The organism is Gordonia oryzae (assembly GCF_003797185.1).
GTDB classification, from domain to species: Bacteria; Actinomycetota; Actinomycetes; order Mycobacteriales; family Mycobacteriaceae; genus Gordonia; species Gordonia oryzae.
In genome coordinates this window covers 337668-362400 of record NZ_RKMH01000002.1, presented here as the reverse complement: position 1 = coordinate 362400, position 24733 = coordinate 337668, and the positions used below count along the sequence as shown (strand labels likewise).

Here is a 24733-nt window from a genome sequence, read left to right as displayed (position 1 = left end):
GGTCGCCGTCCGGCGACCATTACGATCGGACGAGTGACCCTCACCGCCGGCGACGTCGCCCAGCGCGACCGACACCTCAGCGCCGAGATCACGGCGTCGGCGCACCCGACCGCGCCACGGCCGGGTCCGGAGATCCCGACGCCGGTATTCGGCGCTCCCGATCGGGTTCGCGGACTGATCGTCGGCCTCGTCGTCACGTTGCTCGCGACGATCACACGCTTCTGGTCGCTGAACACGCCGACCGACGACGGCACCCCGATCTTCGACGAGAAGCACTACGTCCCGCAGGGCTGGCAAGTCCTCACTGGCGGCAATTGGATCGAGGACAACCCGGCCTACGGGCTGGTCGTGCATCCACCGGTCGGCAAATGGCTGCTCGCCGCCGGCGAGGCCATGTTCGGCTACACCCCCCTCGGGTGGCGGGTGATCTCGGCGCTGTCGGGCATCGCGATCGTGGTGATGATCTACCTCGTCGTACGACGCCTGACCCGGTCCACCCTGATCGGCGCGATCGCCGGGATCTTCGCGATCTGCGACGGCGTACTCGTCGTGCAGTCACGGCTGGGCATGCTCGACATCTTCCAGGCACTGTTCGTCGTGGCGACCTTCGCCGCGCTGATCGCCGACCGCGACCAGGTGCGGGCCCGCATCCACAAGGTGTATCTGGAAGGCCGCATTCACGATTCGGTGTTCGGCCCGCGCCTGGGATTTCGCTGGTATCGCTTCACCGCGGGCGTCATGCTCGGGCTGACCTGCGGCACCAAGTGGTCGGGGATCTACTACATCATCTTCTTCGGGCTGCTCTCGGTGGGCTTCGACGTCGCCGCCCGCAAGGCCTATCACGTGCAGCGCCCGTGGCTGGGCACGCTGCGTCGCGACGTCGTCCCGGCGGGTATGAGCCTTGCGGTGATGCCGATCGCGATCTATCTGGCGACGTTCATCCCGTGGTTCTCCAGCGAGACGTCGGTGTACCGCTATCAGGTCGGCAACACCATCGGCACCGGCGGCACGTGGTCGTGGTTGCCCGGCGCGTGGCGCTCACTCTGGTACTACGAGGCCGGTGTCCTGAACTTCCACGAGCATCTCACCAACTCGGCAGGCAACCACCACCCGTGGGAATCCAAACCGTGGACGTGGCCGATGAGCCTGCGGCCCATGCTCTATGCCCTGGAGAACGGACCCGACCAATGTGGCGGCGGGGAATGTGTTCGCGCGCAGATGCTCATCGGCTCACCGGCGATGTGGTGGTTGTCGATACCGATGCTCCTCTGGGGCGTGTGGTCGTGGTTCGTGCGACGCGACTGGCGCTACGCCGCGGTCGTCACCGCCTACGCCGCCGGCTATCTGCCGTGGTTCATCGAACTCGACCGTCAGATGTACTTCTTCTACGCGACGGTGCTCGCGCCGTTCCTGGTGATGGGATTGGCCCTGGCCTGCGGCGACATCCTGCGCGGATCGCGACGCGCCGTGCCGGGCACCAGACCGGAGAGACAGGCGCTCGCGGTCATCGTCGTCGCCCTCTATGTGGGGCTCGTCGTCGCCAACGCCGTCTGGCTGTGGCCGATCCTGACCGCATCTCCCATCTCGCCGACGATGTGGCGGCAGGAGATCTGGTTGCCCAGCTGGGGCTGATACCCGATCGACGTGAGAGGGCACCCGATCGACGGTAGGTGCCGGGCTCCTCGGTGCGGTCCGACACCCGCCCCCTTCAGGCACCACCTCACACAAACACCACTCGTGGTGAATGAACGTCATCTCCCACCGAGAGCGCGCCGCAGCAGGTCGAGGATCGCCGCGTCGTCGAACCCCAGCGCACGCAGGCTTTTCACATGCTCGATGGTGGTGTTCTGGGCGGCCGCGAGCCGGGTGTCGGGGCCGGCCTTGATAAACGATCCGTGACGTCCGCGGGTCTCGATGATGCCGCCCGCCTCGAGTTCGCGGTAGCTGCGTGCAACCGTGTTGGGCGCGAGCCGCAGATCCGACGCCAGTGCCCGGACCGTCGGAATCCGCGCCCCCACCAAGATCTTCCCCGACCCGATCAGCTCGATCACGCCCAGCCGGATCTGCTCGTACGGCGGGCGCGCCGCGGCGGGATCGATGCGCAGCAGCCCGGCGAGGTGGATGGGGAGGTTGGGGTCGGTGGTCACGATGCCTCAGATCTCGTCACGTGCGAGCGGGCAGGCCATGCAGCGTGGACCACCACGCCCCGCGTCGAGTTCGGAACCGTCAATCTCGATGACCTCGATGCCCGACTCCCGCAGCCGTCGGTTGGTGTCGGAGTTATGGCGGTAGGACACGACGACGCCGGGCTCAACAGCGAGAGTGTTGCTGCTGTCGTTCCAGCGGCCCGGGTCGGCCACCCCGCTCGCGAGGTCGGGCTCGATCAGCGTGATGGCGTCCCGGCCCATCGCCTCGGCCGCGGCCTCGGCGAACGGACGCGCCTGCGACACACTCACCCCACCCGTGCCGTCACCACGAACAGCAAAGGCGGACATGCCTTCTGCCATCACCGGGTGCACCAGGAACTGCTCGGCGTCGACCATGGTGCACATCGTCCCCAGGTGCATGAACACCCCGTTCCGATCGATCGGGATCGCGAGGACGGTATGGGCGAGGGCATCGGCGAACAGACTCTGGGCGAGTGCCTCCGCACCGGCGGGGGTGGTGCGCTCCCCCACGCCGACCGCGACGACACCGGGTGCGAGCAGCAAGACGTCGCCGCCCTCCACCGGTGCCACCCGGGACTCGTAGGCCCGCCGCGCCCCGAGGAATCGCGGGTGATGGGCGTAGATCAGGTCGACGAGCGACGCCTCGCGGGCCCGCGCCCGACGCGCCAGCGACGAGATCGCGAACCGCGAACCCACCCAGAACGAACTGTCGCGGCTGTAGAGCGCATTGGGTAGCGGTTCGATCGCGAACTCGTCGCCGCGATGCATCTGCCGCACCAGCGACGACGACGTCGAGACGTTGATGTCGGGCAGTTCGCCGAAGGTGATCCCGGCGGTGAGGACGCGGGCGAGGTCGGCGGACGGCAGGGCCCGCAAGTATCGGCTGAGCTCATCGGCGAGGTGCCGGCCGAGCCTGCGCACCCCGACGGCTGCCGAGATGCCCTGGATGCGTGCCGCCCCACTGTGTTCGATCGCCTCGGTCAGCAGATCACCGAGTAACAAGACCTCGACCCCCCGGTCGCGCAGCGCGTCGGCGAAGGCATCGTGCTCGTCGCGGGCGCGTGCGAGGTCGGGAACCCGGGCAAAGAGGTAGTCGTCGGTGTCGTTTGCGGTGGTCAGCCGCGCCAGCTCCGGGCCGGGGCGATGCATCATCACCGCACGCAGTCGGCCCACCTCGGTGGTGCATCCCAGGACGAACGGGCCGGGCTGTGCGGAGGTATCACTGTGCGCGGCGGATTCGGGGTTCCTCGCCATGCCCTCATACGTTAGTCGGGAGTGGTCGGTGTCTTCGGGTCGGTCGGGGTGGCCGGTGCGCCGAGCACCTCCGGGGCGGTTTCCCGGGCGAAGAGCCATATCACGAAGGCGAACGCCGCGACCGCGGCGGTGAAGACGAAGGCCGGCCCGAATCCGACTCTGTCGGCAACGTATCCGACGATCACCGGCCCGCCGATGGCGCCCAGATCAGACGACATGCCGTAGGCGGCCAGCGCCGATCCACCCTGTTGACGGGCACCGAGTACGTCGGCCAGCGCGGCCTGATGGGTCGGCGCGAACAACCCGGAGCCGACGCCGGCGAGCACCGAGAGCCCCAAGGCCACCCAGATATTCGGCGCGAAGCCGAGCACTGCGGTCGAGACCGCCATGATGAGCAGGCCGGGCAGCATCACCTTGCGGCGTCCGTGGCGGTCGGAGAAGCGGCCGGCCGCCAGGATCGCGGCGACGTTGCCGACGGCGTATACCGCCAGCACCACACCGGCCATGGCGGGTTCCTGGCCCAAACCATCGGTGATGAACAGCGGCACCACCGCCACCCGCACGCCCATCGACGCCCAGCCCTGGGTGAAGTTGGACGCCAAGATCGCCCGATAGGCGCTGTCGCGCAGCGCCGTCCGCAGCGTCATCACTGGATGTGCGCCGGTCTCGGTGGGCGGGGCACCACTGTCGCGGAGCTGGGTGGCCACCACCAGTGACGCGATCACCAAAGCGACCGCGTACACGACGAACGGCATCCGCAACCCGAACCCGACCAGCGCCGCACCCACCAGCGGGCCGGTGATGTTGCCCATCAAGAAACCCGCGGAGAAGAACCCGGCCACCCGGCCACGGATATCGTTGGGCGACAATCGGATCAGCAAAGCCAACGCCGATACGGTGAACATCGTCGACCCAATCCCACCGAGACCCCGGAAGATCAGCAGCTGCACGTAACTCCGCGCGAAGGCACACGCGAAGGTACTCGCGGCGACGATCAGCAGGCCGGACAAATAGATTCGGCGTGCGCCGAGCAGTGTGACCAACCGTCCGGTCGCCGGGGCGAACAGCAGACGCATCACCGCGAATGCCGACACCACCGCCGACACCGCCGTGTAGCCGACGTCGAAGCTACGCGCGAAACTCGGTAGCGCTGGGGCGATCAGGCCGAAGCCGAGAGCGATGACCACATTCGCGCTCAGCAACACCCAGATTCCGCGGGGGATCTGTTTCATCTGCGGTCGCTCATGGGAGTTCGGGAAGCCGGTCGAGTGCCTCGGCGGTCTTCGATCGGCCGAGTTCGATCATCTCCGAGGCCTTATGAAAGTCCATCGCGCGCACCGACTTCCGCGGGATCTCGATGAGGATGTCGGGCGGATACCCGGCGATCTGATGTCGGGTCAGCGCGATCGACATGATGTCGAGGGACCGGCTGAGTACCTCGATGCGGCCCATGGCCTTGGGCTCACCGGTCGTGGGTACACTGCCCGGCTCCTCGCCCGCCGACCCGATGTCCGCGGTCCCCGACGCAACTGTCTCGGCGGAATCCGGGGTGTCGGCGTGCGGGTCGAGACCGATGCGGTCGCGTACCGAGCGCACGAATTCGCTTGACAGGATGGGGTCGACATTGCGTCGGATGACGCCCTTGACCTTGGTCTCCCGGGCCGCGCGTGCCACGGAGCCGCCCTCCCCGTCGAGGACCACGCCGATGGTGACGTCGCTGGCGACCGCGGAGGTCGGCGCCACCGGCAACGGGTCGAGGATGCCGCCGTCGGCGAGCAGCCGACCGTCTAGCAGATGGGGTGCGATGACTCCGGGGATCGCGATCGACGCACGGATCGCGTCGACGAGTCGCCCGCGCTGAAACCACACCGACCGGCCGGCACCGAGGTCCGTGGCCACTGCGGTGAACGGGATGGACAGGTCCTCGATCGCTACGTCGCCGAGGATGTCCTGTACGCGCGCGATGATGCGTTCGGCTCCGATGACCCCACCCGACTTGGTCAGCGACACGTCGAGCAGTCGCATGACGTCGAGTTGGCTGAGGCCGCTGATCCACTCGACGTACTCGGCGAGTCCACCGGCACAATACAATCCGCCAACCAGGGCGCCCATCGACGAGCCGGCGACGCTGACCAGGGAGAAGCCGCGGGCCTCGAGTTCGGCGATCGCTCCGATATGGGCGTACCCGCGCGCACCTCCACTACCCAGGGCAAGGGCCACCCGTGAACCTCCGGCCATGTGTCCACCCTAGGCCGGGCGCCTCGCGGTCTGCCGGGGAGTGGTCTCATTCCGCGAGCAACCGACGCGGCCCGGACCCCTGCCGGTGGAGTTCGTCGCCGGGATTGAGCAGATGACACGCACTCAACGACAGGCAGCCGCATCCGACGCAGGAACCGATCATGTCGCGCATCTTCTCCAGCAGCGCGATGCGGTGATCGAGGTCATCGATCCAGCGTTTCGACGCCGCTTCCCACATGGCCGTCGACGGTGATTCGGAGTCACCGAGTTCTCCGAGTACCTCGGCGATCACTGCGAGAGGGATTCCGGCGGTCTGGGATGCTTTGATGAAGGCCACCCGGCGCAGCATCGCGCGGTGATAGCGGCGCTGGTTGCCCGCGGTGCGGCGGGAGAAGATGAGACCTTGCTCCTCGTAGTAGCGCACCGCAGACGTCGCGATCCCGGCTCGCAGGGCTAGTTCCCCGACGGAGAGCTCGATCTTCTTCAGGCCCATGGCACCCGATGATGCCCCACCGAGCGGCGATCACCACCGCAACCGTGCCGGAGAGTGCTCGGTTCATCCGCGGACGACGATCACCACCGGTGAGATTCGCCTGGTGAAAGGTCTTCTGGCTGGTCGAACCGAGGAGCAGACCCGTGACGCCGGCCCGGCCCCCGGCTACCGACGACGAGACCGACGTGGTGGCTCTCGGCCGCCGACAACACGGCCTTGCCCGGTTCTTCCGGCAGCTCCTTGCGCGCCACCGGATTCTCGCCCGTCCGGTCCTCCCCCCGGGACCGGAGGCGCCGTCGACTCTGCGTTCCGCCGTCACCTACGGGGATCGTGGTCATCGTCTCGGTCCGGCGATACTGATCGTCGCGTTGGCGTCCTCGGACGGACTGCGCACCGCACTCGTGGTCGCCGCCTCGATCGTCGTCGGCGTTGGCGCACTCGGCGGGCTGCGGCGGACCTACACCGTCTGGCGCGCGGGTGGGCGCCGGCAGGTGTGGCAGGGTGCGGCGTGGTTTCTGCTCACCGGCTTGGTGGTCGTCCTGTTCAGAGCGGCTCGCGCGCGGGTCGGCTGATCGGCCCACAACCGGCGGATCGGCGCAGATGCACCGGCTACACTCGTACCGCAGAGGGCCAGGAGCGCAACCGGGAGCGAGAACGTGACGCAGGGTGAGGTTGTGCCGGAGGGGCAGGACCCCACCACGCCGCCGGAACTGCACGCGCCGCCCGAGTCTGCCCCCACGCATCCGCAGGCACCGGCACCCTACGGCCAACTCAGCCCAGGAACCGTCTTCGCCGGCTACCGCATCGATCGGGTTCTGGGTCACGGCGGAATGGGCACCGTGTACGTGGCGGCACATCCGCGGCTGCCACGTCGCGACGTCATCAAGTTGCTCAATCCGTCGGTCTCCAATGATCCGAGCTTTCGTGCCCGCTTCGAACGCGAAGCCGACCTCGCCGGCAGTCTCGAGCACCGCAACATCGTCTCGGTCTACGACCGTGGCGTCGAGAACGGCCAGCTGTGGATCGCGATGCGATACGTCCGCGGCTTCGACGCCGCATCGCTGATCCGTAGCCGCCCGACGGGCATCGACCCGGCCTTCGCCGTGCACATCATCTCCGAGATCGGGATCGCCCTCGATCACGCGCACCGGCGCGCAATGGTGCATCGTGACGTCAAACCGGCCAACATCCTGATCGAGTCCGACGACGACGGCACCACCGGCGCGATCATGTTGACCGACTTCGGTATCGCTCGCGCCGTCGACGACGCCATGCACCTCACCGACACCGGGCTGACTGTCGCCTCGGTGCCCTACGCCTCCCCCGAGCAGTTGCACGGCTACGATCTCGACGGGCGCGCCGACATCTACGCGCTCGCCTGCACCTTTGTCGAATTACTCACCGGCGCACCACCGTTCCCCCGTGACAATCGACTCGCCGCGATGAGCGCACACCTACACGACACGCCGCCATCGGTCCGAGACCGGATACCGACGCTGCCGCCGGAACTCGATACGGTCCTCTCGATCGCACTGGCCAAGGAACCCGACCAGCGATACCGCACGTGCGCGGAGTTCTGCTATGCCGCCGCCACCGCCGTCGGGGTGGCGCCGTCACCGAACTCACCGCTGCCGTCGGGAATGCACACCGCCCTGATCACCGGGCAGACGTCGAATCCCGGCGCCCACACCGGTGCTCGGCGGGCGCCGACGTCGGTGTCCTCCGATCCACGCTTCTCCGATCCGCGTTTCTCCGATGCGAGGCGCTCCGACCCCCGGACCGGTGGAATGTCGGGCCGGGTGTTCTCCCCCGCCGGAAACCCGGACAGCGCAACCCAGGTGGTCCAGACCCGAGGCCGACGGCCGGTCGCGCCGCCACCCACCGGACGCGACGAACGTCGCAAGACGACGATCCTGGTATCGCTGGCGACGGTACTCGCGCTGATCGGCGTGATCGCCGGCGCACTGGCCTTCCTCGATCGTCCCGATACCGGAACATGGTCGGCGGCAAGCAGATCGATCGCCGAACAGTTCCCGCAGTTGCTGCCGGCCGGACCCAGGGCACAAGGCTTCGGCGACGCGACGTGCTCGGCGGCCACCGGCAACGGACTCGACGCGATCAGCTGCACCGCGTCCTCGGGGGTGCAGTACACGGTGTGGCACACTCCGACCGCAGACGACCGCGCCACCGTCGACGATCTTGTCGGTTCCCAGCCGGGCACGCCCCGGACGTGGGCGCAGGGCCCGGTTCGGGTGTCGCGCACCACCGTTGCCAACGGGTGGGTGATCACCAATTTCAACGATTCCGCCCGCGAACCCTACACGGTGGTGGCCACCTGGGCCGGGCACACCGGTGAGCAGGTACTCGACGAGTGGTGGCGCAACGCACCTTTCGGCTCATAGGGCGCCCGGCCCTCGGCCAGTCCGAATGGCATCGCCTGACGCCGCCGGTCAGGCGTGCGCGAGCCGGTCGATCCGTTCGGCCACCTCACCCGCGGTCGCCGGCCGCTCCCCGGACAGCGCAAGGCAATTGGCGATCAGCGCACGTTCGGCGCGTTCGAGGTTCTCCGACAGCGCGGGCGGGGTCGACAGGGCCGCGCGGATCGCCAGCAATGGCTGGGCGTCGGGGACCTCACCGTAGACGCCCTTGCCGGTCAGCGCGCGATGCAGCACTGCGCCGAGCGACCAGATGTCGGTGGCCCGCGACGGTACATCACCGGCGAGCAGCGCGGGATCCATGTATTGCACGGCGCCGGGCTGGGCGAAGCTGGTAATCGGCTCGTCGGCGGCGAGCACCCGGGCCAGACCGAGGTCGGAGATCTTGCCGCCGTGTACCTTCGGCCCCTCGCCCCCGGTGAGCATCACACTCGACGGGGTGATGTTGGCGTGTGCGATCCCCGCCTCGTGCAACGCGTCGACGCCACGGGCGGCGTCGGCGAGCGCGGCGAGCGCCACCTCCCGGGTCAGTGCCTCCGCGGGCGCCTGCAGCGAACCGAGCGGGAAGAACTCCATTGCATACATGAACTGGCCCTGCAGCACCGCGTCGTAGAGAGACGAGAGATAGGGCGAGCGCACCGCGGCGAAAGCGCGTAGCTCGCGCACCCCGCGCCGGTAGGCGTCGTCGCTGCACACACCGCTGAACACCTTGAGCACTACGCGGTCGGTGGCGAGCCCGAGTCGTTGCGGCGGCACCGCGAGATAGAAAGTGCCGTTACCGCCCTCACCGAGTCGGCGCAGCACAGTGAAATCCGCGAGCTGTTCTGGGACATCGACTTCTGCCATGTCAGTGCCTCTCCGGTAATGCGGTGGATGGTGGCGGCGATTGCGAGGACGAGGATTGTGCTGATTGCAGGTCTGGTGATGCGGCCACGGCCGCTCCCGGGCCACGTCCGGCGAACCGAATCCCGATGCGCTCGGCGAGCGACTGCTCGCTCGTGCCGGTGCGATCGATCACGGTATACGCCGGGGCCACCGTGCGGGTGGGGGGTCCGGCGCCCGGTGTCGTGGCGTCGTCGGCGAGGAGAACGAGCGTGCCGGGGATCACCAGCAGGTCGGCGTCACCGGTCACCGTCACGCGCACCCCGAGGTCGCCGACCGGCGCAAGGTCGGCGGCCACGCGCCGACGGGACGAGGCGGTGATCACCGTCAACGCGCCGCCGGCCGGTTGGGACAACGCAGCGGCCAAGAGCACCGCGGTGCGCCCAGATCTGCTGTCGGTGGCCGGGCACACCAGCGGCACGGTCCCCGGCAGTGCGCCGGCGGCCGGTGACTCGTCGACGACGAGCACCGGTGCACTCGTCACCTCGGCGGCCATCTCGCGCCGGCTCGTGTCGATGACGACGACGTCGGCGGCGCAGTTGGCGGCCATCTCCTCCAGATCCGCGCCGGGATCGGAACTGAAGCGGCACAACACAGATACCGAACACACGCCCTCCAGCCGGTTGCCCAGCGCGGTCAGCTTCTCCACCGCCGACGCCATCGCCGAGAGGTCGGGTACCAACGGCACACCGAGTTCCAGACGCTGTGCGGGCCCGACGGCGGGCAACACGCCGGCAATCACCACGTCGGTACCCGCTCCGGCGGCGAGTAGCCGGTGGTGCCGGGTGAGGAGTTCGGTGACCTCGGCATCGAGGTCCCCCAGGACGATCATGGTGCGCGACGCCGTACCCGCGGCCAGTGCCCGCCGCTCGGCGGCGGCGATGTCGCGGGCGATGACCGAATCCGGATAGATCACCCGCAGCAACGGCTCGGCGAGGATCGTGGTGACCAGGGCCATGACCACCATCATCGCGAACAGTTCGTCGGAGAGGACCCCGAGTTGCTTTCCGGCGCTGAGGATCACCAGTTCGGTGAGTCCACGGGTGTTCATCAGCACCGCGATCGCCGACGCCTGCCGCGACGGTATCCGCGAGAGTCTCGCGCCGGTGAAGGCCCCGGCGAACTTGCCGACGATCGCGACCGCGAGGACCGCGAGTAGCTGCCACCAGGCGTGCGGACCCATCCCCGCGAGATTCACACCGAGTCCGGTGACCACGAAGAACATCGGGAGCAACAGCAAAACGCTGACCTGCTCGAGTCGTTCGAGGATCTCGCGGGTGAGCGCTTCGCCGCCCGCCTTGGGCATGATCGCGCCAAACACGAAGGCACCGAAGATCTGGTGGATGCCGATGACGTCGGTCGCGGCGGCCGAGCAGAACAACCCGATCAGGATGACGGCGAGGATGTCGGGTGTCATGCGGCCGGTCCCCTCACGCCAGGTGACGAGCGCACGCAACAGCGGCCGCACGATCAGAAACATCACGGCCACGTAGACCGCTGTCAGACCGACGATGCGCGCGACCGCGAGCGGACTGCCGCCAGCGATGACGGCGATGACGAAAGCCAATGCGGTCCAGGCGATGATGTCGTCGACGGCGGCGGCAGCCAGACTGAACACACCCGGCGGGGTGCGCTGCATGCCTCGATCGGTGAGAATGCGGGCCAGCACGGGAAACGCCGTGATCGACATCGCGATGCCCAGGAACAAGGCCATCCCGGTCAGGCCGATCTCCTTGCCGCCCACCACCTTGTTGGTCGGGTAGAGCGCCACCGCGAGACCGACACCGAGCGCGAACGGCACCACGATCGAGCACACCGAGATGGTTGCGGCCGCCCGTTCCCGTCCGGCAACCAAGCGCATGTCGAGTTCGAGTCCGACGATGAACATGAACAGCACGAGCCCGATCTGGGCGAGCGCGCCGAGCAGCGGTCGCACCTCGGTGGGGAACAACGCCTCGGTCGGGTTTCCCGGAAACAGCCCGAGCAGGCTGGGGCCCAACGCGATTCCAGCCGCGATCTCACCGACGACCGCAGGCTGCCGGAAGGCCTGCGCGATACGACCGGCGATCCGCGCGGCAGCGATCACCACCGCCACGTCGATCAGTAGGAAGGCTACCGAGTGTGCATCCATCAGTCCGATCCCGTCACCGTTCTGGCTCCCCGGATCAGGCCCGGGCGTGGGGGGACTCGAAGATGAAGTGCCGTCCCCCGATGCGCACGTGCGATCCGGGCGTCAGCAGGTGGGGTTGCCGAGGCGTCAGCCGGATCTCCCGGTTGCCCATCGCGGGGTCACTGACGAAGGTGCCGTTGGCCGAGCCGAGGTCGATCAGGTGCACATCCCACTCGACCAACCGGATTTCGATGTGCCTGCGGGAGAGCTGACCCGACTCGTCCTGCACCCGAATGGGTTTCGGCGCGCCTCGGCCCGGACGTGTCGGCGCTCCCGGCTCACGTCCGATCACCAGGTCTTCGTCGAGCAGGTAGGTGGAGCCGTTGTCGAGCAGCAGCCACCCCAGTGGCGGGCGCTCCCCTTCAACGAGAATGCCCGTCAGCTGATCCATGCGAATCCCGCAGACCCCGCACAGCCAGGATCGTGGATGATTCAGATGACCCCGGCTGCATCGGATCCCGTGGACGTGAGCGCGTGACTCGACGAGCTTGACGACTTCGGTGGCGGGTTTCTGCTTTTTCTGCACCGGCAACGGTTCGCGTTGTTCGGGCACGGCGTCCTGCAGGGAGTCGAGCCGGAAATCGTGATTCGGCAACGGTGGTGGCGACGGGTCGCGGCGCGGCAACCGGTCACGCGATGCGGGATCACGCTGTTGCTCCGGCTCACGCTGTTGCTCCGGCTCACGCTGCGCCGATGCACGTTGCGGGGCCGCGGGCGCGGGTCGATCGGCGCGGGCGAGACCGGGACGTGGCGGCTCATCGGCGTCGTCCGGGGCGAGCGCGGACGACTGGAACTCCCGTGGCGGCTCCGGGGTCTTGGCGATCGACACCGGGTGCGCGGCCCCGGGCCGGGCCGGATCGGGCTGATCGGGCTGATCGGGCTGATCGGGATACGCGGAGCCGGTGTGGGCGGGACCCGGTTGTGGTGCTTCGGGTTCCGGCGCGCAGGACTGGGGTTCTGGGGGCAGGGGTGTCGCGGAGCGCGGCTCGGGGGCCACCGAGCCCAGATCGAAGACCTCCGTGCCGCGCATACCCAGTGGGGTGTGCAGCAGGGCACCGGCGGCCGGGACGAAACCCTCGACGAGATCGTAGGTTTCCTCACCGGGCTCGGCGGGAACAGCATCGGCAAGGTAGAGCCCGAGCCCCTCATACGGCCAGGGGATCGCCCGGTCGAACGGCTGGGACCCGTCGACGCGCAGGCGACGACCGTCGGCTTCACCGAAGGCATTGCCGCTCAGATAGATCGCGATCCCCACACTGTCGGGGGCGGCAAAGCCGATGTCGGCGACCTGATCGAGATCGGCGGTCGCCGCGAGTTGCGCCACCGCGCGCACCAGGTGCCGGCCGCGGCGCGGCATCCGGTCGGCGGTGGCCACCGCGTCCTCGATGGCGAGGATGTCGGACAGCAGTGCACGAGTATTGTCCCCGAGCACACACAGGAACGCGGGCTTGCGGATGACGATCCCTGAGCCGGGCACCAACGTCACCAGCGGCGTCACGCCCAGGTTCGGCACAGGAACGCTCACACGAACCGCCCTCCCTGAAACCTCCAGTGCGGGAAGATCACCCGCAACGGTCCGTTGAGGACCACCCACACGACCAGCCAGGTCGTCACGAACTGCAGCGCATAGGCACCAGCCGGGGGCGGGCCGAGACCGCCCGGGACGATCGGCACGTACTGCACGACGAACCACACGACGACACCCTCGTTGATCCCGGTGAGCAACCCGAACAACGTCGGCCAGTCCTTCTCCCAACGGAATTGCTGCAGAAGGTGATACAGGAACTCCCACGCGACGCCGAGTACGATGACCACCGCGAGCACACCGAACGCCACCGCATAGGTCGCGCCGAGCCCGGCGCCGTCGGGCAGGAACGGACCGATGATCAGCGTCCAGATCCCACCGACGATGCCCAGCACCAGGATTCGCGTCTGAATTCTTCCCCACAGGGTCGGCAACATCTCAGTCCACGCCCTTCCCGCGCGCCCAGCGCCACCACTGTGCCGTCGAGCGCCAGGGCGACAACCGTGAGCAGAAGCCCTGCTTGGCCAGGTCGTCGACGATCTCCAACGCCGCGATCTGCAAACCGAGAAAGGTGTCGACGCCGGGGAAATAGCCACCGAGAGTAGCCGACCCGGACGCATAAATCCGGCCGTTGCCGTTGCGGGTACCGATCAGCTCGAAGTTGCGGTCCACGTCCATCCGGCCGACCGGATTAATACCCGCGCCAGTGTGATCAAGCAGGTCAGCGAGCAACCGATGTTCGCGCACATCGGCTTCGAGTCCCGTGCAATCGATCACGTAGTCGGCGTACAGCTCGAAGGTTCCGTCGGGTCGGGACTCCTGCGTGATCGAGGCGTGCGGGTCGACGCGAACTGTCGCCACCACGCCTTGTCCACCAGCGGCGGGTACCAGCGACTCCGCCTTGCCGACCGCCACCCGGTACCAGCCCTCGCGACGGCCGCGCTTGAGCTGTTCCTGCCAGGAGTCGCGTACCGGCGTGTTGGTGCCGCCCATCTGTTTGTACGCCTCAGCGCGTTCGTGACCCTCGAGTGTGCGCATCCGTGCCTTGAGCTGGCCACCCCACACCGACTTCGGATAGTTGAAGCCCTGATAGGCCCAGCCGTCTTTTCCCCTTCGTCGCATGAAGATATGGGGGCCGTGCGACTTGTCGACATAGGTGCGAAACAGATGCACGATCTGCGTCTGCAGACCGAGTGCGTCGCGGTCGTCGATCAGCCGCTGCAACACCCGCGAGGCGACGATCCCCGCGCCACGGATCATCACCGTCCCCGGCCGCCGCTGCAACGCCTGATAGATATGCTCGTGCGGCTCATACGCATTGACCACCTTGCTCGCATCCCGATAGGTCTCCCGGAACGCCTGCAGGTCGGGCAGCAATTTGATGCCGGGATAGCCGATCGCCACGTGCACCCACTGGCTACGAAACGCGATTCGCTTCGTCGGCGCCCCCACACCCGCCTCGGGCCCGCTCGGCGGCGTGAGGATCGTGAAGTACCCGCCGCCGGCTCGGCGTCGGATCATCCGCACCTGGCCCTGCCGCAGGCACTGCAGATACCCGATGCGATGGCATTCCTTCTCCATCGACTCAAAGGCGTGGCCCGCCTTGGGCGTGTAGTAGTTGGCGAAGATCGGTTCCACGGCGACATTCCAGAGCGGCTTGATCGACCTGGTCGCCCACGCCTCCCGGACCGCGTAGGACGGGAAGCCCCAGATGTTGTCCGGCGTGGACGCCGAGTCCGATCGCAGCCGCTCCCCACGCGGGATCTGCGAAACCCGCGTCAGGTATTCGTAGGAATGCCACGGCACATCCTGCGGGCCGAGCACGACGATCCGGTCGAGTGGCACACCGCAGATCCGCAAGTAGTCGACGGTGACGAACGAACCTATCCCCGACCCCACGGTCACGAACGGCACGTCGACGACCGGGATACCGGCCTGCTCGACCATGACGTCGGTCCATACGTCGGTCTCGATCAGCTCCGGCGTGAGATCGCCTCGGCCCGAGCGTGTTCGGCGTTCAGCATCGCCGAAACCCCGCGATTGCGGACCCGGCACCAGCCGGGCGGGCGGTGCAGGTTGCGGTCGGCGGGGTTGCGGCGGACCGGGATACGCGGGACTTGCCGGGCCGGGCAGGTACGGGCCGGGCTGGTACGGGCCGGGCTGCGGCGCGCCCGGATGGTGGCCCGGAGGCCCGGGGCGCGGTGCGACACCCGGCGACGGCCCCACCGGGCCGGGCGCACCTGGCGCCGGAACGTGGCGGGTCGGGTTCGCCGGCGGCGCCGGCGGACGCACGCCGGGCTGATGAGGCGGCCCTCCCGGCCCGGGCCGGTAGCCGGGGCCCTGCACGGTCATCGTCGACTCCGCGGTGTCATCGCCGGCTCCGCGTTCGGCCGACCAACAGATAGGCCAGGATCGCGGCGGCACCGACGATCGAGACCACCGAGACCGCGATAAGGCCGGTCCGCGAGGTCGTCGACTTCTTCTGCGCCACCGGGATGACGTCCTGGGTGATCACCGACGGCGCCGGCGATGCGGTGCGACGCGGCAGCGGAATACGCTGCTGCGGGACTTCTCGCTCCGTGGTCGGCACGAAAATCGTCGATGGTGTCCGGCTCGGGGTGGACGGCGGTGTCGACGACAGCTCGGACGGCGGTGTCGCGGACACGGGCGGCTCAGAGGTGGTCGGCACGGTGGTCTCCGAGGGCGTGTCGGAGGGCGTGTCGGAGGGCGACGGGGTCACGCTGGCGGGATCGTCGACCACCGGCGCCGACGGCGCACCGCCCGGGGGTTCGGCGGACGCCGGCGTGCCCGTCGCGAGGACCACCACCAGCAACGCCGCCGTCACCAGCAGGACCCCGACGGCGTGGCCTCGCAACGTTCGGGCCGGTCGCGGGAGCATGGTGTCCTCCGGTGGGTTCGACTGCATGACGCAGCCACTCTAACCCGTGACCGCCGGTGGCAGCGGAGTTAACCAATCGAACAGGGGACGACGCCGTCGCCGCTGGTGAGAACCTATTCGGGCGCGGGAGCGGGCATACCTTTCGTCCGATTAGCCCGATCGCCGTACCGGCGGCGGAAACGCTCCACACGACCCTGGGTGTCGACCAGACGGTTCGCCCCGGTCCAGAAGGGGTGCGAGTCGCTGGTCACGTCGACGACCACCAGCGGATAGCTGTTGCCGTCGGACCACTCCACGGTGGTCTCCGCCGTCATTGTCGAGCGGGTGAGGAACGCGGCGCCGGTGGCGGCGTCGCGGAAGACGACCGGGTGGTAGTCGGGGTGAATGCCGGGTTTCATGGGTGGTCCTCTCGAGGGATGTCGGTGTGGTCGGCGAGTGCGGGGTCACCGAGGGTCAGGTCGTCGCACGGATCGGTGTGTTCGGTGCCGAAGGGGTCGGGGAAGTGCGCCCACGCCCGGGGCCCGGCGGCCATCTCGTGGTCGTCCAGGCAGGCGCCGTTGAGCGCGTGCCGAATGTGGTCGGGGTCGGCGCGATGGGTGATCACGACGAGTGCGCTGTGCCGGTCGCCGTGCCCGGGATGCCAGCGAAGGGCGGCCATCGCCCGTCGTTCCGGGTCCTGCTCGTCCTGTTCGTCGGCGTCCATCGCGGCCAGCCACCGGCCACCCTCGGCCACCTTCAGCGCCTCCCCCGCCGACTCCAACCAGAACGCCTGGTCGGGGCGGGTCGCCAGCCACAGTCGGCCGCGTGCACACACGACGCCGTCGAGGAGGGCGTCGAGCGCCTCGTGTAGCCGCTCGGGATGGAACGGACGATCGGCGTTGAATTCGACGATGCCGACCCCACATTCGTCCACCAGCGGCGGTTGGTGGCGCAGCAGCGGATCGTGCGGGCCGTCGATCCGGCCGCGACGCGCATCGTCGGGGATCGCGCGCAGCAGTTGCATGACGGTGACCGCGGTCAACCGGCGCTGCGGCAGTTCCATGAGGATCGGTGCGCGCGGTGCAACCCGACGCAGCACCGCCATCAGCCGGGCCGATTGCCATGCGTCACGCATGACCGGGTCGGCGGCCGCGATGATCAGGGCGTCGGCGAAGGCGACCTGTCCCACCGCGAGTTGGGCCAGGGTGCGATCGTCGTCGTCGACACCCATCCCCGCCTCGGCCAGGGTGACGTCACCGGTGGCGTCCTCAAGCCAGCCCATCTCCGAGACGCAGGAGATCGTCGCGGTGATCTGCACGTCCCGCCCGGCCGGACCGTCGACGAAACCCGGCATGTCGGCGACGATGACGTTGTCGATGGCCCAGCTCAAGGCTTCCGGCTCGACGAGTGGGTCGAGACGCAGCACGATCTCTTCGACCGAATCACGTTGATGCAGCCGACGCAGCAGCGGCAGCAGGTCCTCACGCAGCGTGCAGGAGACGCAGCCGTGCTCGAGAACGACTTCGGTGATCTGCTCGACGGCGCAGCCGTCGGGGCTGACCGAGGTGACGGTGCGGATCACCCGGCCCGACGCGATGGCACCGAGATCGTGGTGCACCAGCACCGTGCCGGCCATCACGAGTGCGTGGGTTGCGCGCCCGACCGCGGCGGAATCGAGTCCGGTGACGAGTGTGACCGGCGTCCGGCGGCGCGTCGGGCCACCGGTCCCGTGCGAGTGCGGGTCGATCTCGATCACCCCTTCCATTGTTGGTAACAATTTTCATTTACAGGGCTCTCACGGTAGCCTTCTACGGGTTCTAACGCCAATCGTTTTCAATAAGGAGGTATGCATGTCTGCGCGTTGCCAGGTCACCGGCGCAACACCCGGTTTTGGTAAGTCGGTGTCGCACTCACACAAGCGGACCAACCGCCGCTGGAATCCCAACATCCAACGACGCCGGTTCTATCTACCCAGCGAGGACCGCCACGTCACGCTGCGGGTCAGTGCCCGCGGCATCAAGACCGTCGATCGGCGCGGCATCGAGGCCGTCGTTGCCGAGATCCGCGCTCGCGGAGAGAAAATCTGATGGCCCGCAACGAAATCCGCCCGATCGTCAAACTCCGCTCGACGGCCGGCACCGGCTACACCTACGTGACCCGCAAGAACCGCCGCAACGATCCCGATCGCATGGTCCTGAAGAAATACGACCCGATCGCCCGTCGGCACGTCGACTTCAAGGAGGACCGCTGATGGCCAAGAAGTCGAAGATCATCAAAAACGAGAAGCGCAAGGAGATCGTCGCCCGCTACGCCGAGCGGCGTGTGCACCTCAAGGGTGTCATCGCCGATCCGACCGCGAGCCCGCAGGCGCGCGACGACGCCCGTCGCCGCCTGCAGGCACTGCCCCGCGACGCCAGCCCGGTGCGCATCCGTAACCGCGACGCCGTCGATGGCCGCCCCCGGGGATACATCGGCAAGGCCGGCCTTTCCCGAGTCCGCTTCCGCGAGTTGACACATCGCGGCGAGCTGCCCGGGATCGCAAAATCCAGCTGGTGACCTCGCACCGACACCTTCTACATCCATCCACCCCTTCAGGAGGACATCCATGCCCCCGTCGAACACCAAGCGCGGCAAGCGCCGCGACGAAACCCCGCAACGAGCACGAAACAAGCTGACCGCCATGGGCATACACCCGACCGGTCGGGATCCGGTGGACTACAAGGACATCGAAACACTCCGGCAGTTCATCTCTGATCGCGGCAAGATCCGCCCGCGTCGGGTCACCGGCCTGACCCCACAGCAGCAGCGTCAGGTCGCCACCGCGATCCGCAATGCGCGAGAAATGGCGTTGTTGCCGTTCGACTCCCGACGCTGACGCCGGGTTCAGCCGCCCTGGAGCTCGAGGCTGATCTCCTCGGCGTCGAGCTGAGTGAGGACTCGCGACAACGCCTCCGACGAGTAGCTGCCCTCGCGGCGCAGACTCAACAGGCGTGCACGCTGGACCGCGATGATCTCCCGGCGCACCGCCCGCATCTGTGCGCGCTCGGCGAGGTTCAGGCCATAGGTGGCGCCCGTTCCGATGACCGACCCGGGGTTGGCCCCCTCGCTTCTGTCCCCCTCGCTTCTGTCTCCGTCGCTCACATCTTCGTCGCCGGCATCTTCCGCACCGACGTCTTCGGCCTCACGAGTGGCCTGCTCGATACGCGCACGCAGCCAAGGGATCTCACGGACCACCTCGGAGTGCGCCATCGCGGCCTGCATGGTGGCGTCCATGTCGGCGCGCAGTCGCAGGCGTTCGGCGCGTTTGTCCTCGACGGTGTCGGGCAGTCGCAGTCTGCGGATTAGCCACGACAGCGTCCCACCTTGGAGGAGCAATGACGCGGCCGCCACCACGAACGCGGTCAGCACCAGCAGTGAGCGGGAGTGGGTGTCGTCGGGCAGGGTCTGGGCGGCGGCGACGGTGACGACGCCGCGCAGCCCTGCCCACACCATGATGACGCCCTCCTTGCGCCCCAAAGGCGCGTCGTCGTAGTAGTCGATGTCGGCCAGCGCCCTGGTGATCCGCGCGTTGATCCGACCCGCGGTCTCCGGCGACATCGTCGTCGGAGACGTGTTGTGCGGGTCGGGATGGCGCCGGAGGTGGAACCGGCGCCGCCACCGCGTGAAGCGGCGGCGGACCCGGGCGTCGTCGTGTTTCGACGCCCCTGCGGTGGCGGTGGCGGTGTAGTTCTCCAGGATCGGCCGCATCGCCTCGCCGCGTTGGCGTCGGCGATCGACCCACCACACCAGCGGCACGATGTAGACGGCCCGGATCGCCAGCGCCACCCCGAGAGCGGCCAGACCGAGCCACACCGCGTGCTGCACCCCGTTGTGCTCGTTGACGACGTCTCCCATGAGGCCGAACAACTCCAGGCCCATGAGGAAGAAGACGCCACCCTCGGCGAGCATCGCGACCATCCGCCAATTCTGGGTGTCGGAGATGCGGTGGCGCGGGGTGAGGAATCGGGTGGCCCCCGCGCCGGTGATCAGCCCGGCCGTGACGGCCGCGACCAACCCCGACGCACCCAGTTCCTCGGTGGGCAGATAGGCCAGGAACGGCACCGTGAACGAGATCGCCGTGTTGACCGCCGGGTCGTGGACGCGGGCCCGCACACGCAGATTGAGCATCCCGACGACCGCGCCGATCGCTACGGCCGGCACCACCGCGTAGACGAAGTTGACCAGCACTCCCCAGAAGGAGATGGTCGCGGCCGTGGCCGCGATCGCTGCCCGCAACAGCACCAGCGAGGTGGCGTCGTTGAGCATGCTCTCGCCCTCGAGCACCGCGGTCACCCGCGACGGCACGCCGAGTTTCTTGGCGATCGAGGTGGCCACCGCGTCGGTGGGGCTGACGATGGCCCCGAGCGCCACCCCGGTGGCCAATCCGATCCCGGGAACCACCGCCCAGAAGAAGAAACCCAGGGCCAGCGCACTGACCAGCACGAGCAGCACCGACAGCGCGCTGATCGTCCCGAAGTCGCGACGGAACTCCATCGCCGGCATCTGCACGGCCGCCGCGTAGAGCAACGGTGGGAGCACGCCGACGAGAATCCACTCCGGGTCCAGGTGCAGCGCCGGAACGATCGGCATGATGCCGATGGCAGCACCGATCACCACCAGCGCCAGCGCCGCGGGCACACGAATACGCGGAGCGATCTCGGTGACGGCCACGATGAGCAGAATCGCTCCGACGACGATCAGGATCTTCTCCATGCCCCACATCGTCTCCGCACGCCGGCGATCGAGCCAGGCGGGGTCGACCGGCGGCGGGCTCAAACGGGGGCGAGACGTCGACCGGCGTCGGGGTCGAACTGCGTCAGGGGCGAACGGCGCAATACCCGTACGGGCATCCGGCAAACATGAGGACACGTGGCACACCACTGACTGTGACATTGGCTGTTGACACAAGCGGGTCGGCGCACTTACCGTCTATGACAACGATTGTTGTCTCGTGACGCCCGCCGCCACCGGCGTACGACGCCCTACCGATCTCGGAGGAGACCGACGATGACCCAGGCTCTCAAGTACGTGCCCGAACACGACAAGTCCGACACGGACAACGACTACAACCAGGTCCTCGAAGACCTATCGGCCGCGTCGGTGCACCGCAACTTCGACCCGTACATCGACATCGACTGGGACGCCCCCGAGATGGCGGTCGTCCCCGACGACCCGCGCTGGATCCTGTCCTACGACGTCGACCCGATCGGGCGCCACCCCTGGTATCAGGCACTGCCGCAGGACAAGCAGATCGCGATCGGCATGTGGCGCCAGGCCAACGTGGCCAAGGTCGGCCTGCAGTTCGAGTCCATCCTGATCCGCGGACTGATGCAGTACAGCTTCGCACTCAACAACCGCGACAAGCGGTTTCGCTACACCACGCACGAATCCAAGGAAGAGTGCAACCACACCCTGATGTTCCAGGAGCTGGTGAACCGTATCGGGATGGATGTTCCCGGAGCCAATAGGTTCTACCGCCGAATCTCGATGTTCGTTCCCCTCGTGTCGACGATCTTCCCGACGGTCTTCTTCTTCGGCGTTCTCGGCGGCGAGGAGCCGATCGATCACCTGCAGAAAGACTTCCTGCGTACCACCGACACCCTGCACCCGGCGATGGCCGCCGTAATGCAGCTGCACGTCGCCGAGGAGGCGCGTCACATCTCCTTCGCCCATCACCACCTGCGCGAGACGATCCCGAAGAAGAACCGTCTCCAGCGCTTCGTGCTGTCACTGGCGCTACCGATCACGATGCGTCTGCTACTGGGCGCGATCATGGTGCCGCCGCGCAGTTTCCGTCACGAATTCGACGTGCCGGACTCGGTGATGAGGGAAATCTTCTGGCGCTCAGCGGAATCCAAGCGCGTACGGCGCAACGTCTTCGGTGATGTCCGGATGCTCGGCGAACAGTGCGGTCTGATGAATCCGGCCTCCCGCGTACTGTGGCGTGCGCTCGGCATCTCGGGCCGGTCATCGCGGTTCCGCAGCGAACCGGTCTACACCGCATCCTGATCGCGCCGTCCGTCGCTCGCCCCGACCCACTCGGTCGCCGCATCCCTCGGTCGCCGATCACCGGCGTAGCACGCGTCCGGTCCCTTCCGTAGAAGCAAGAGATCGCCCATCCCATGCCCCATGTAGTCACCCAGGCTTGCTGCGGAGACGCGTCGTGTGTGTACGCGTGCCCGGTGAACTGTATCCATCCGACCCCCGACGAACCCGATTTCGGTATCGCCGAGATGCTCTACATCGACCCCAACACCTGCGTCGATTGCGGAGCGTGCGTCACCGCGTGTCCGGTCGGCGCGATTACCGCGTCGCATCGTCTCACCGATGGCCAGGAACGGTTCATCGAGATCAACGCGTCGATGTATGCCGGCACCGCTTCGGGTGCCGCGGGCGCGCGGATCGGGCTCACCGAAGCCCGCTTCCCGGTCGATCCGGGCCGCCGATTACCGCTCGCACCAATCGGCCACCCCGATGCACTCGCGGTGGCCGGGAAAGTGTCGGTCGGCATCGTCGGATCGGGGCCGTCGGCGATGTACGCCGCCGACGATCTGCTGCGGTATCCCCAGGTGAGCGTCACGATGTACGAGCGGCTGGACCGGCCGTTCGGGCTGGCGCGCTTTGGCGTGGCCCCCGACCACGAGTCCACCCGCACCGTCATGCGCCTGTTTGACGACATCGCGGGCCATCCGCGCCTGGAGATCCGGCTGAACACCGAGGTCGGCCGCGACCTCACCCTCGAGGACCTACGGGCCCAGCACACCGCGGTGATCTGGGCAGGCGGTGCGCCCACCGATCGCCGTCTGCAGGTCTCCGGCGCCGACGCCCGCAACGTCATCAGCGCAACCTCATTCGTCGGGTGGTACAACGATCATCCCGATTTCGCCGATCTCGACGTTGACCTGTCATCTGCCGAGGCGGTGGTGATCGGTACCGGCAACGTCGCCCTCGATGTGGCGCGCATCCTCGTCCGCGATCCCGACGATCTCGCCGGTACCTCCATCGCTGCCCGTGCGCTCGCCGCGTTGCGCTCGTCCGCGGTGCGCCGGGTGACGGTGGTCGGCCGTCGCGGCGCCGAACATGCGGCGTTCACCCTCCCCGAACTCGTCGGGCTCATCGACGGCGGCATCCCGGTGACCATCGACGCCGAGGACGTCCCCGACCCGGCGTCCGCGACCGATCCGACCGCTCGCGCCAAGCTCGAGCTGCTCGGCGAGATCGCCGCCCGCCCGACTCCCACGGTTCCGCACATCCGATTCGCGTTCGATCGTGCGCCACGCGAGATCCGCGCCGTCGACGGCCGCACCGTTGGGATGGTCACCGACCGCCCCGACGGCACCTGCGAGGTCCTCGATGCCGGGCTGGTGTTGACGTCGATCGGGTACCGGGGCCGTCCCGTGCCGGGACTGCCCTTCGATGATGCCGCAGGTGTGGTGCCGCATTCCGCTGGACGCGTCATCGCCGACTCGTCGACCGGAGACGCGATGCCCGGCATGTACGTCACGGGATGGATCAAGCGTGGACCTTCGGGGTTCATCGGCACCAACAAGTCCGACTCCGCGGAGACGGTCAGGTCACTCGTCGACGACCTCGAGAACGGTGTGCTCACCCCCGCGGAAGGCTCGCGGCGAGCGATTGTATCCCGGCTCGGTCGCAGCTGATCCCCGCGAATTTGTGGACAACTCTCATATTTTCGTGGACGCAATGTCCCCGAATACCGGGAACGGTCACGATTTGGCGTCCTTTGACTTTTGCCTCTGAATCGCCTGCTGCACATCTCCCCAACGCCGAGTAACGTCGTCGGCGCGAATGGGGGTGAGTATGCCCGGAACGATCTCTCGTTTCGATTACATCGACGCGGCACGAACGATGGCCGAGCGTTTCGCCGGACTCGCGCGTGGGGTCGATACCCAGGATGCGCGCGTCACGTCCGGGCGGGGATGGTCACTGGTCGACTGTGTCGGCCACGTCGCCTGCGAACCCTCCCGCTACCTCGACCTGGTGCATGGCAAAGACGAATGGCCCTGCCATCCAAGCTTTTTGACCGATATTTACGCCAAACAGATCGCCAACCTTCCGACCCGGGACACGCGGACCCTGAGCGAGCGCTTCCTCACCGACCTCGACGAACTCCTCGACACGGTGTCGCATTTCGGGGCACGGGTACCGATGATGCGCATCGGCGGCACTCACCGCGTGCGCTCGGACACTGCCCTGGGAATCCTCATCGGAGAGATGGCCGTGCGGGGTCGGGATATCGCTCGTGCCGTCGGTGAGCAGTGGGACATCGATCCGGCAATCGCTCCATTGGTCACACGAGGTGGCCATCAGTTGCTGCGCCCGTGGGCCGACTCGTATCACTGCTGCGGCCACAACGCGACCTACAACATCCGCATCCGCCACACCTCCGAGCGGATTATCTATCGGTTCGTCGACGGCCGTCTGGAGATCGACCCCACCGACCCGCCGCACCCGGACGTCTTCATCAGCGTCGACGCCGAGACCGTCGTCCTCGCCGCGCACGGCCGCTTCTCGCTCGGGTCTGCGTTGTTGGGCGGCCGCGCCCTCGCCTGGGGCGCCAAGCCGTGGCTGGCGCTCGGGCTCAGCCGGCGACTCGCCGCGGCACGCAGTCACACGATGACGTTCTGACT

General features: G+C 67.8%; 24 protein-coding genes. 10 read left to right on the top strand and 14 right to left on the bottom strand.

The window, feature by feature from the left end:
• Nucleotides 1–33: 33 nt before the first annotated feature.
• The gene (locus tag EF294_RS03900; protein ID WP_123925795.1) at nucleotides 34–1632 is read left to right on the top strand and encodes a dolichyl-phosphate-mannose--protein mannosyltransferase; all 1599 of its coding nucleotides are present in this window, start codon (nucleotides 34–36) and stop codon (nucleotides 1630–1632) included.
• A gap of 119 nt (nucleotides 1633–1751) precedes the next feature.
• Here EF294_RS03900 and EF294_RS03895 read toward each other — a convergent pair whose 3' ends face one another.
• The 5 genes from EF294_RS03895 to soxR are packed head-to-tail and all read right to left on the bottom strand — an operon-like array spanning nucleotide 1752 to nucleotide 6153.
• Nucleotides 1752–2147 (bottom strand): GntR family transcriptional regulator, encoded by a 396-nt coding sequence (locus tag EF294_RS03895; RefSeq protein WP_123925793.1) that lies wholly within the window; start codon nucleotides 2145–2147, stop codon nucleotides 1752–1754.
• A gap of 6 nt (nucleotides 2148–2153) precedes the next feature.
• Nucleotides 2154–3422, bottom strand: a complete 1269-nt coding sequence (locus tag EF294_RS03890) for an arginine deiminase (RefSeq protein ID WP_123925791.1) — start codon at nucleotides 3420–3422, stop codon at nucleotides 2154–2156.
• An 11-nt stretch (nucleotides 3423–3433) separates the two neighbouring features.
• Nucleotides 3434–4654 carry an MFS transporter gene (locus EF294_RS03885; RefSeq protein WP_123925789.1) on the bottom strand — a complete coding sequence of 407 codons (1221 nt, stop codon included), beginning with the start codon at nucleotides 4652–4654 and terminating at the stop codon, nucleotides 3434–3436.
• Nucleotides 4655–4664: 10 nt separating this feature from the next.
• Nucleotides 4665–5660: a patatin-like phospholipase family protein gene (locus EF294_RS03880; RefSeq protein ID WP_123925787.1), complete on the bottom strand. Its 996-nt coding sequence runs from the start codon at nucleotides 5658–5660 to the stop codon at nucleotides 4665–4667.
• Between the two features lie 46 nt (nucleotides 5661–5706).
• Nucleotides 5707–6153 carry a redox-sensitive transcriptional activator SoxR gene (soxR, locus tag EF294_RS03875; protein WP_123925785.1) on the bottom strand — a complete coding sequence of 149 codons (447 nt, stop codon included), beginning with the start codon at nucleotides 6151–6153 and terminating at the stop codon, nucleotides 5707–5709.
• Nucleotides 6154–6296: 143 nt separating this feature from the next.
• Between soxR and EF294_RS21880 the strand changes: the two genes are divergently transcribed.
• Both EF294_RS21880 and EF294_RS03860 read left to right on the top strand, forming a co-directional pair.
• Nucleotides 6297–6725, top strand: a complete 429-nt coding sequence (locus EF294_RS21880; RefSeq protein ID WP_246007656.1) for a hypothetical protein — start codon at nucleotides 6297–6299, stop codon at nucleotides 6723–6725.
• Between the two features lie 84 nt (nucleotides 6726–6809).
• Nucleotides 6810–8555, top strand: coding sequence for a serine/threonine-protein kinase (locus tag EF294_RS03860; RefSeq protein ID WP_246007655.1), 1746 nt, complete (start codon nucleotides 6810–6812; stop codon nucleotides 8553–8555).
• Between the two features lie 48 nt (nucleotides 8556–8603).
• On the opposite strand, the gene EF294_RS03855 is transcribed toward EF294_RS03860, so the two are convergent.
• The 8 genes from EF294_RS03855 to mrf form a co-directional block, all read right to left on the bottom strand.
• On the bottom strand, nucleotides 8604–9434 hold the full coding sequence (locus tag EF294_RS03855) for a protein kinase domain-containing protein (RefSeq protein ID WP_123925781.1): 831 nt from the start codon (nucleotides 9432–9434) through the stop codon (nucleotides 8604–8606).
• Between the two features lies 1 nt (nucleotide 9435).
• Nucleotides 9436–11601, bottom strand: coding sequence for a cation:proton antiporter (locus EF294_RS03850; protein ID WP_123925779.1), 2166 nt, complete (start codon nucleotides 11599–11601; stop codon nucleotides 9436–9438).
• A gap of 34 nt (nucleotides 11602–11635) precedes the next feature.
• Nucleotides 11636–13165, bottom strand: a complete 1530-nt coding sequence (locus tag EF294_RS03845) for an FHA domain-containing protein (protein ID WP_123925777.1) — start codon at nucleotides 13163–13165, stop codon at nucleotides 11636–11638.
• Entirely contained in the window at nucleotides 13162–13602 is a 441-nt protein-coding gene (locus EF294_RS03840; protein ID WP_123925775.1) for a hypothetical protein, read from the bottom strand. Before EF294_RS03840 ends, EF294_RS03845 begins: the two co-directional genes overlap by 4 nt.
• A gap of 1 nt (nucleotide 13603) precedes the next feature.
• Nucleotides 13604–15220 carry an FAD/NAD(P)-binding protein gene (locus EF294_RS03835; RefSeq protein WP_123925947.1) on the bottom strand — a complete coding sequence of 539 codons (1617 nt, stop codon included), beginning with the start codon at nucleotides 15218–15220 and terminating at the stop codon, nucleotides 13604–13606.
• A gap of 313 nt (nucleotides 15221–15533) precedes the next feature.
• The gene (locus tag EF294_RS21310) at nucleotides 15534–16091 is read right to left on the bottom strand and encodes a superantigen-like protein SSL4 (RefSeq protein ID WP_185090936.1); all 558 of its coding nucleotides are present in this window, start codon (nucleotides 16089–16091) and stop codon (nucleotides 15534–15536) included.
• An 86-nt stretch (nucleotides 16092–16177) separates the two neighbouring features.
• On the bottom strand, nucleotides 16178–16462 hold the full coding sequence (locus tag EF294_RS03825; protein ID WP_123925771.1) for a type B 50S ribosomal protein L31: 285 nt from the start codon (nucleotides 16460–16462) through the stop codon (nucleotides 16178–16180).
• Nucleotides 16459–17808: a ribosome hibernation factor-recruiting GTPase MRF gene (gene mrf, locus EF294_RS03820; RefSeq protein ID WP_425459390.1), complete on the bottom strand. Its 1350-nt coding sequence runs from the start codon at nucleotides 17806–17808 to the stop codon at nucleotides 16459–16461. Before mrf ends, EF294_RS03825 begins: the two co-directional genes overlap by 4 nt.
• 85 nt (nucleotides 17809–17893) lie before the next feature.
• Here mrf and rpmB point away from each other — a divergent pair, with 85 nt between their 5' ends.
• The 4 genes from rpmB to rpsR are packed head-to-tail and all read left to right on the top strand — an operon-like array spanning nucleotide 17894 to nucleotide 18918.
• Nucleotides 17894–18130 (top strand): 50S ribosomal protein L28, encoded by a 237-nt coding sequence (rpmB, locus tag EF294_RS03815; RefSeq protein WP_123925767.1) that lies wholly within the window; start codon nucleotides 17894–17896, stop codon nucleotides 18128–18130.
• Nucleotides 18130–18294 carry a 50S ribosomal protein L33 gene (gene rpmG / locus EF294_RS03810; protein WP_014359253.1) on the top strand — a complete coding sequence of 55 codons (165 nt, stop codon included), beginning with the start codon at nucleotides 18130–18132 and terminating at the stop codon, nucleotides 18292–18294. The genes rpmB and rpmG overlap by 1 nt, the downstream gene beginning before the upstream one ends.
• Nucleotides 18294–18599: a 30S ribosomal protein S14 gene (gene rpsN / locus EF294_RS03805; protein ID WP_123925764.1), complete on the top strand. Its 306-nt coding sequence runs from the start codon at nucleotides 18294–18296 to the stop codon at nucleotides 18597–18599. Before rpmG ends, rpsN begins: the two co-directional genes overlap by 1 nt.
• A gap of 49 nt (nucleotides 18600–18648) precedes the next feature.
• Nucleotides 18649–18918, top strand: a complete 270-nt coding sequence (rpsR, locus tag EF294_RS03800; RefSeq protein WP_006369588.1) for a 30S ribosomal protein S18 — start codon at nucleotides 18649–18651, stop codon at nucleotides 18916–18918.
• A gap of 8 nt (nucleotides 18919–18926) precedes the next feature.
• Here rpsR and EF294_RS03795 read toward each other — a convergent pair whose 3' ends face one another.
• Nucleotides 18927–20795, bottom strand: coding sequence for a cation:proton antiporter (locus tag EF294_RS03795; protein ID WP_123925762.1), 1869 nt, complete (start codon nucleotides 20793–20795; stop codon nucleotides 18927–18929).
• Between the two features lie 294 nt (nucleotides 20796–21089).
• Here EF294_RS03795 and EF294_RS03790 point away from each other — a divergent pair, with 294 nt between their 5' ends.
• The 3 genes from EF294_RS03790 to EF294_RS03780 all read left to right on the top strand — a co-directional run bounded on the left by EF294_RS03790 (nucleotide 21090) and on the right by EF294_RS03780 (nucleotide 24731).
• Entirely contained in the window at nucleotides 21090–22091 is a 1002-nt protein-coding gene (locus EF294_RS03790) for an AurF N-oxygenase family protein (protein WP_123925760.1), read from the top strand.
• A 113-nt stretch (nucleotides 22092–22204) separates the two neighbouring features.
• On the top strand, nucleotides 22205–23743 hold the full coding sequence (locus tag EF294_RS03785) for a 4Fe-4S binding protein (protein ID WP_123925758.1): 1539 nt from the start codon (nucleotides 22205–22207) through the stop codon (nucleotides 23741–23743).
• 160 nt (nucleotides 23744–23903) lie between these two features.
• Nucleotides 23904–24731 (top strand): maleylpyruvate isomerase N-terminal domain-containing protein, encoded by an 828-nt coding sequence (locus tag EF294_RS03780; protein WP_246007653.1) that lies wholly within the window; start codon nucleotides 23904–23906, stop codon nucleotides 24729–24731.
• Nucleotides 24732–24733: the final 2 nt, after the last annotated feature.

Excerpts from the sequence above, each read along its gene's own strand:
- EF294_RS03890 (WP_123925791.1), bottom strand. The coding sequence starts at position 3,422 with ATGGCGAGGAACCCCGAATCCGCCGCGCACAGTGATACCTCCGCACAG.
- EF294_RS03885 (WP_123925789.1), bottom strand. The coding sequence starts at position 4,654 with ATGAAACAGATCCCCCGCGGAATCTGGGTGTTGCTGAGCGCGAATGTG.
- EF294_RS03880 (WP_123925787.1), bottom strand. The coding sequence starts at position 5,660 with ATGGCCGGAGGTTCACGGGTGGCCCTTGCCCTGGGTAGTGGAGGTGCG.
- soxR (WP_123925785.1), bottom strand. The coding sequence starts at position 6,153 with ATGGGCCTGAAGAAGATCGAGCTCTCCGTCGGGGAACTAGCCCTGCGA.
- EF294_RS03855 (WP_123925781.1), bottom strand. The coding sequence starts at position 9,434 with ATGGCAGAAGTCGATGTCCCAGAACAGCTCGCGGATTTCACTGTGCTG.
- EF294_RS03850 (WP_123925779.1), bottom strand. The coding sequence starts at position 11,601 with ATGGATGCACACTCGGTAGCCTTCCTACTGATCGACGTGGCGGTGGTG.
- EF294_RS03840 (WP_123925775.1), bottom strand. The coding sequence starts at position 13,602 with ATGTTGCCGACCCTGTGGGGAAGAATTCAGACGCGAATCCTGGTGCTG.
- EF294_RS21310 (WP_185090936.1), bottom strand. The coding sequence starts at position 16,091 with ATGCAGTCGAACCCACCGGAGGACACCATGCTCCCGCGACCGGCCCGA.
- EF294_RS03825 (WP_123925771.1), bottom strand. The coding sequence starts at position 16,462 with ATGAAACCCGGCATTCACCCCGACTACCACCCGGTCGTCTTCCGCGAC.
- mrf (WP_425459390.1), bottom strand. The coding sequence starts at position 17,808 with ATGGAAGGGGTGATCGAGATCGACCCGCACTCGCACGGGACCGGTGGC.
- rpmB (WP_123925767.1), top strand. The coding sequence starts at position 17,894 with ATGTCTGCGCGTTGCCAGGTCACCGGCGCAACACCCGGTTTTGGTAAG.
- rpmG (WP_014359253.1), top strand. The coding sequence starts at position 18,130 with ATGGCCCGCAACGAAATCCGCCCGATCGTCAAACTCCGCTCGACGGCC.
- rpsN (WP_123925764.1), top strand. The coding sequence starts at position 18,294 with ATGGCCAAGAAGTCGAAGATCATCAAAAACGAGAAGCGCAAGGAGATC.
- rpsR (WP_006369588.1), top strand. The coding sequence starts at position 18,649 with ATGCCCCCGTCGAACACCAAGCGCGGCAAGCGCCGCGACGAAACCCCG.
- EF294_RS03795 (WP_123925762.1), bottom strand. The coding sequence starts at position 20,795 with ATGGAGAAGATCCTGATCGTCGTCGGAGCGATTCTGCTCATCGTGGCC.
- EF294_RS03790 (WP_123925760.1), top strand. The coding sequence starts at position 21,090 with ATGACCCAGGCTCTCAAGTACGTGCCCGAACACGACAAGTCCGACACG.
- EF294_RS03785 (WP_123925758.1), top strand. The coding sequence starts at position 22,205 with ATGCCCCATGTAGTCACCCAGGCTTGCTGCGGAGACGCGTCGTGTGTG.
- EF294_RS03780 (WP_246007653.1), top strand. The coding sequence starts at position 23,904 with ATGCCCGGAACGATCTCTCGTTTCGATTACATCGACGCGGCACGAACG.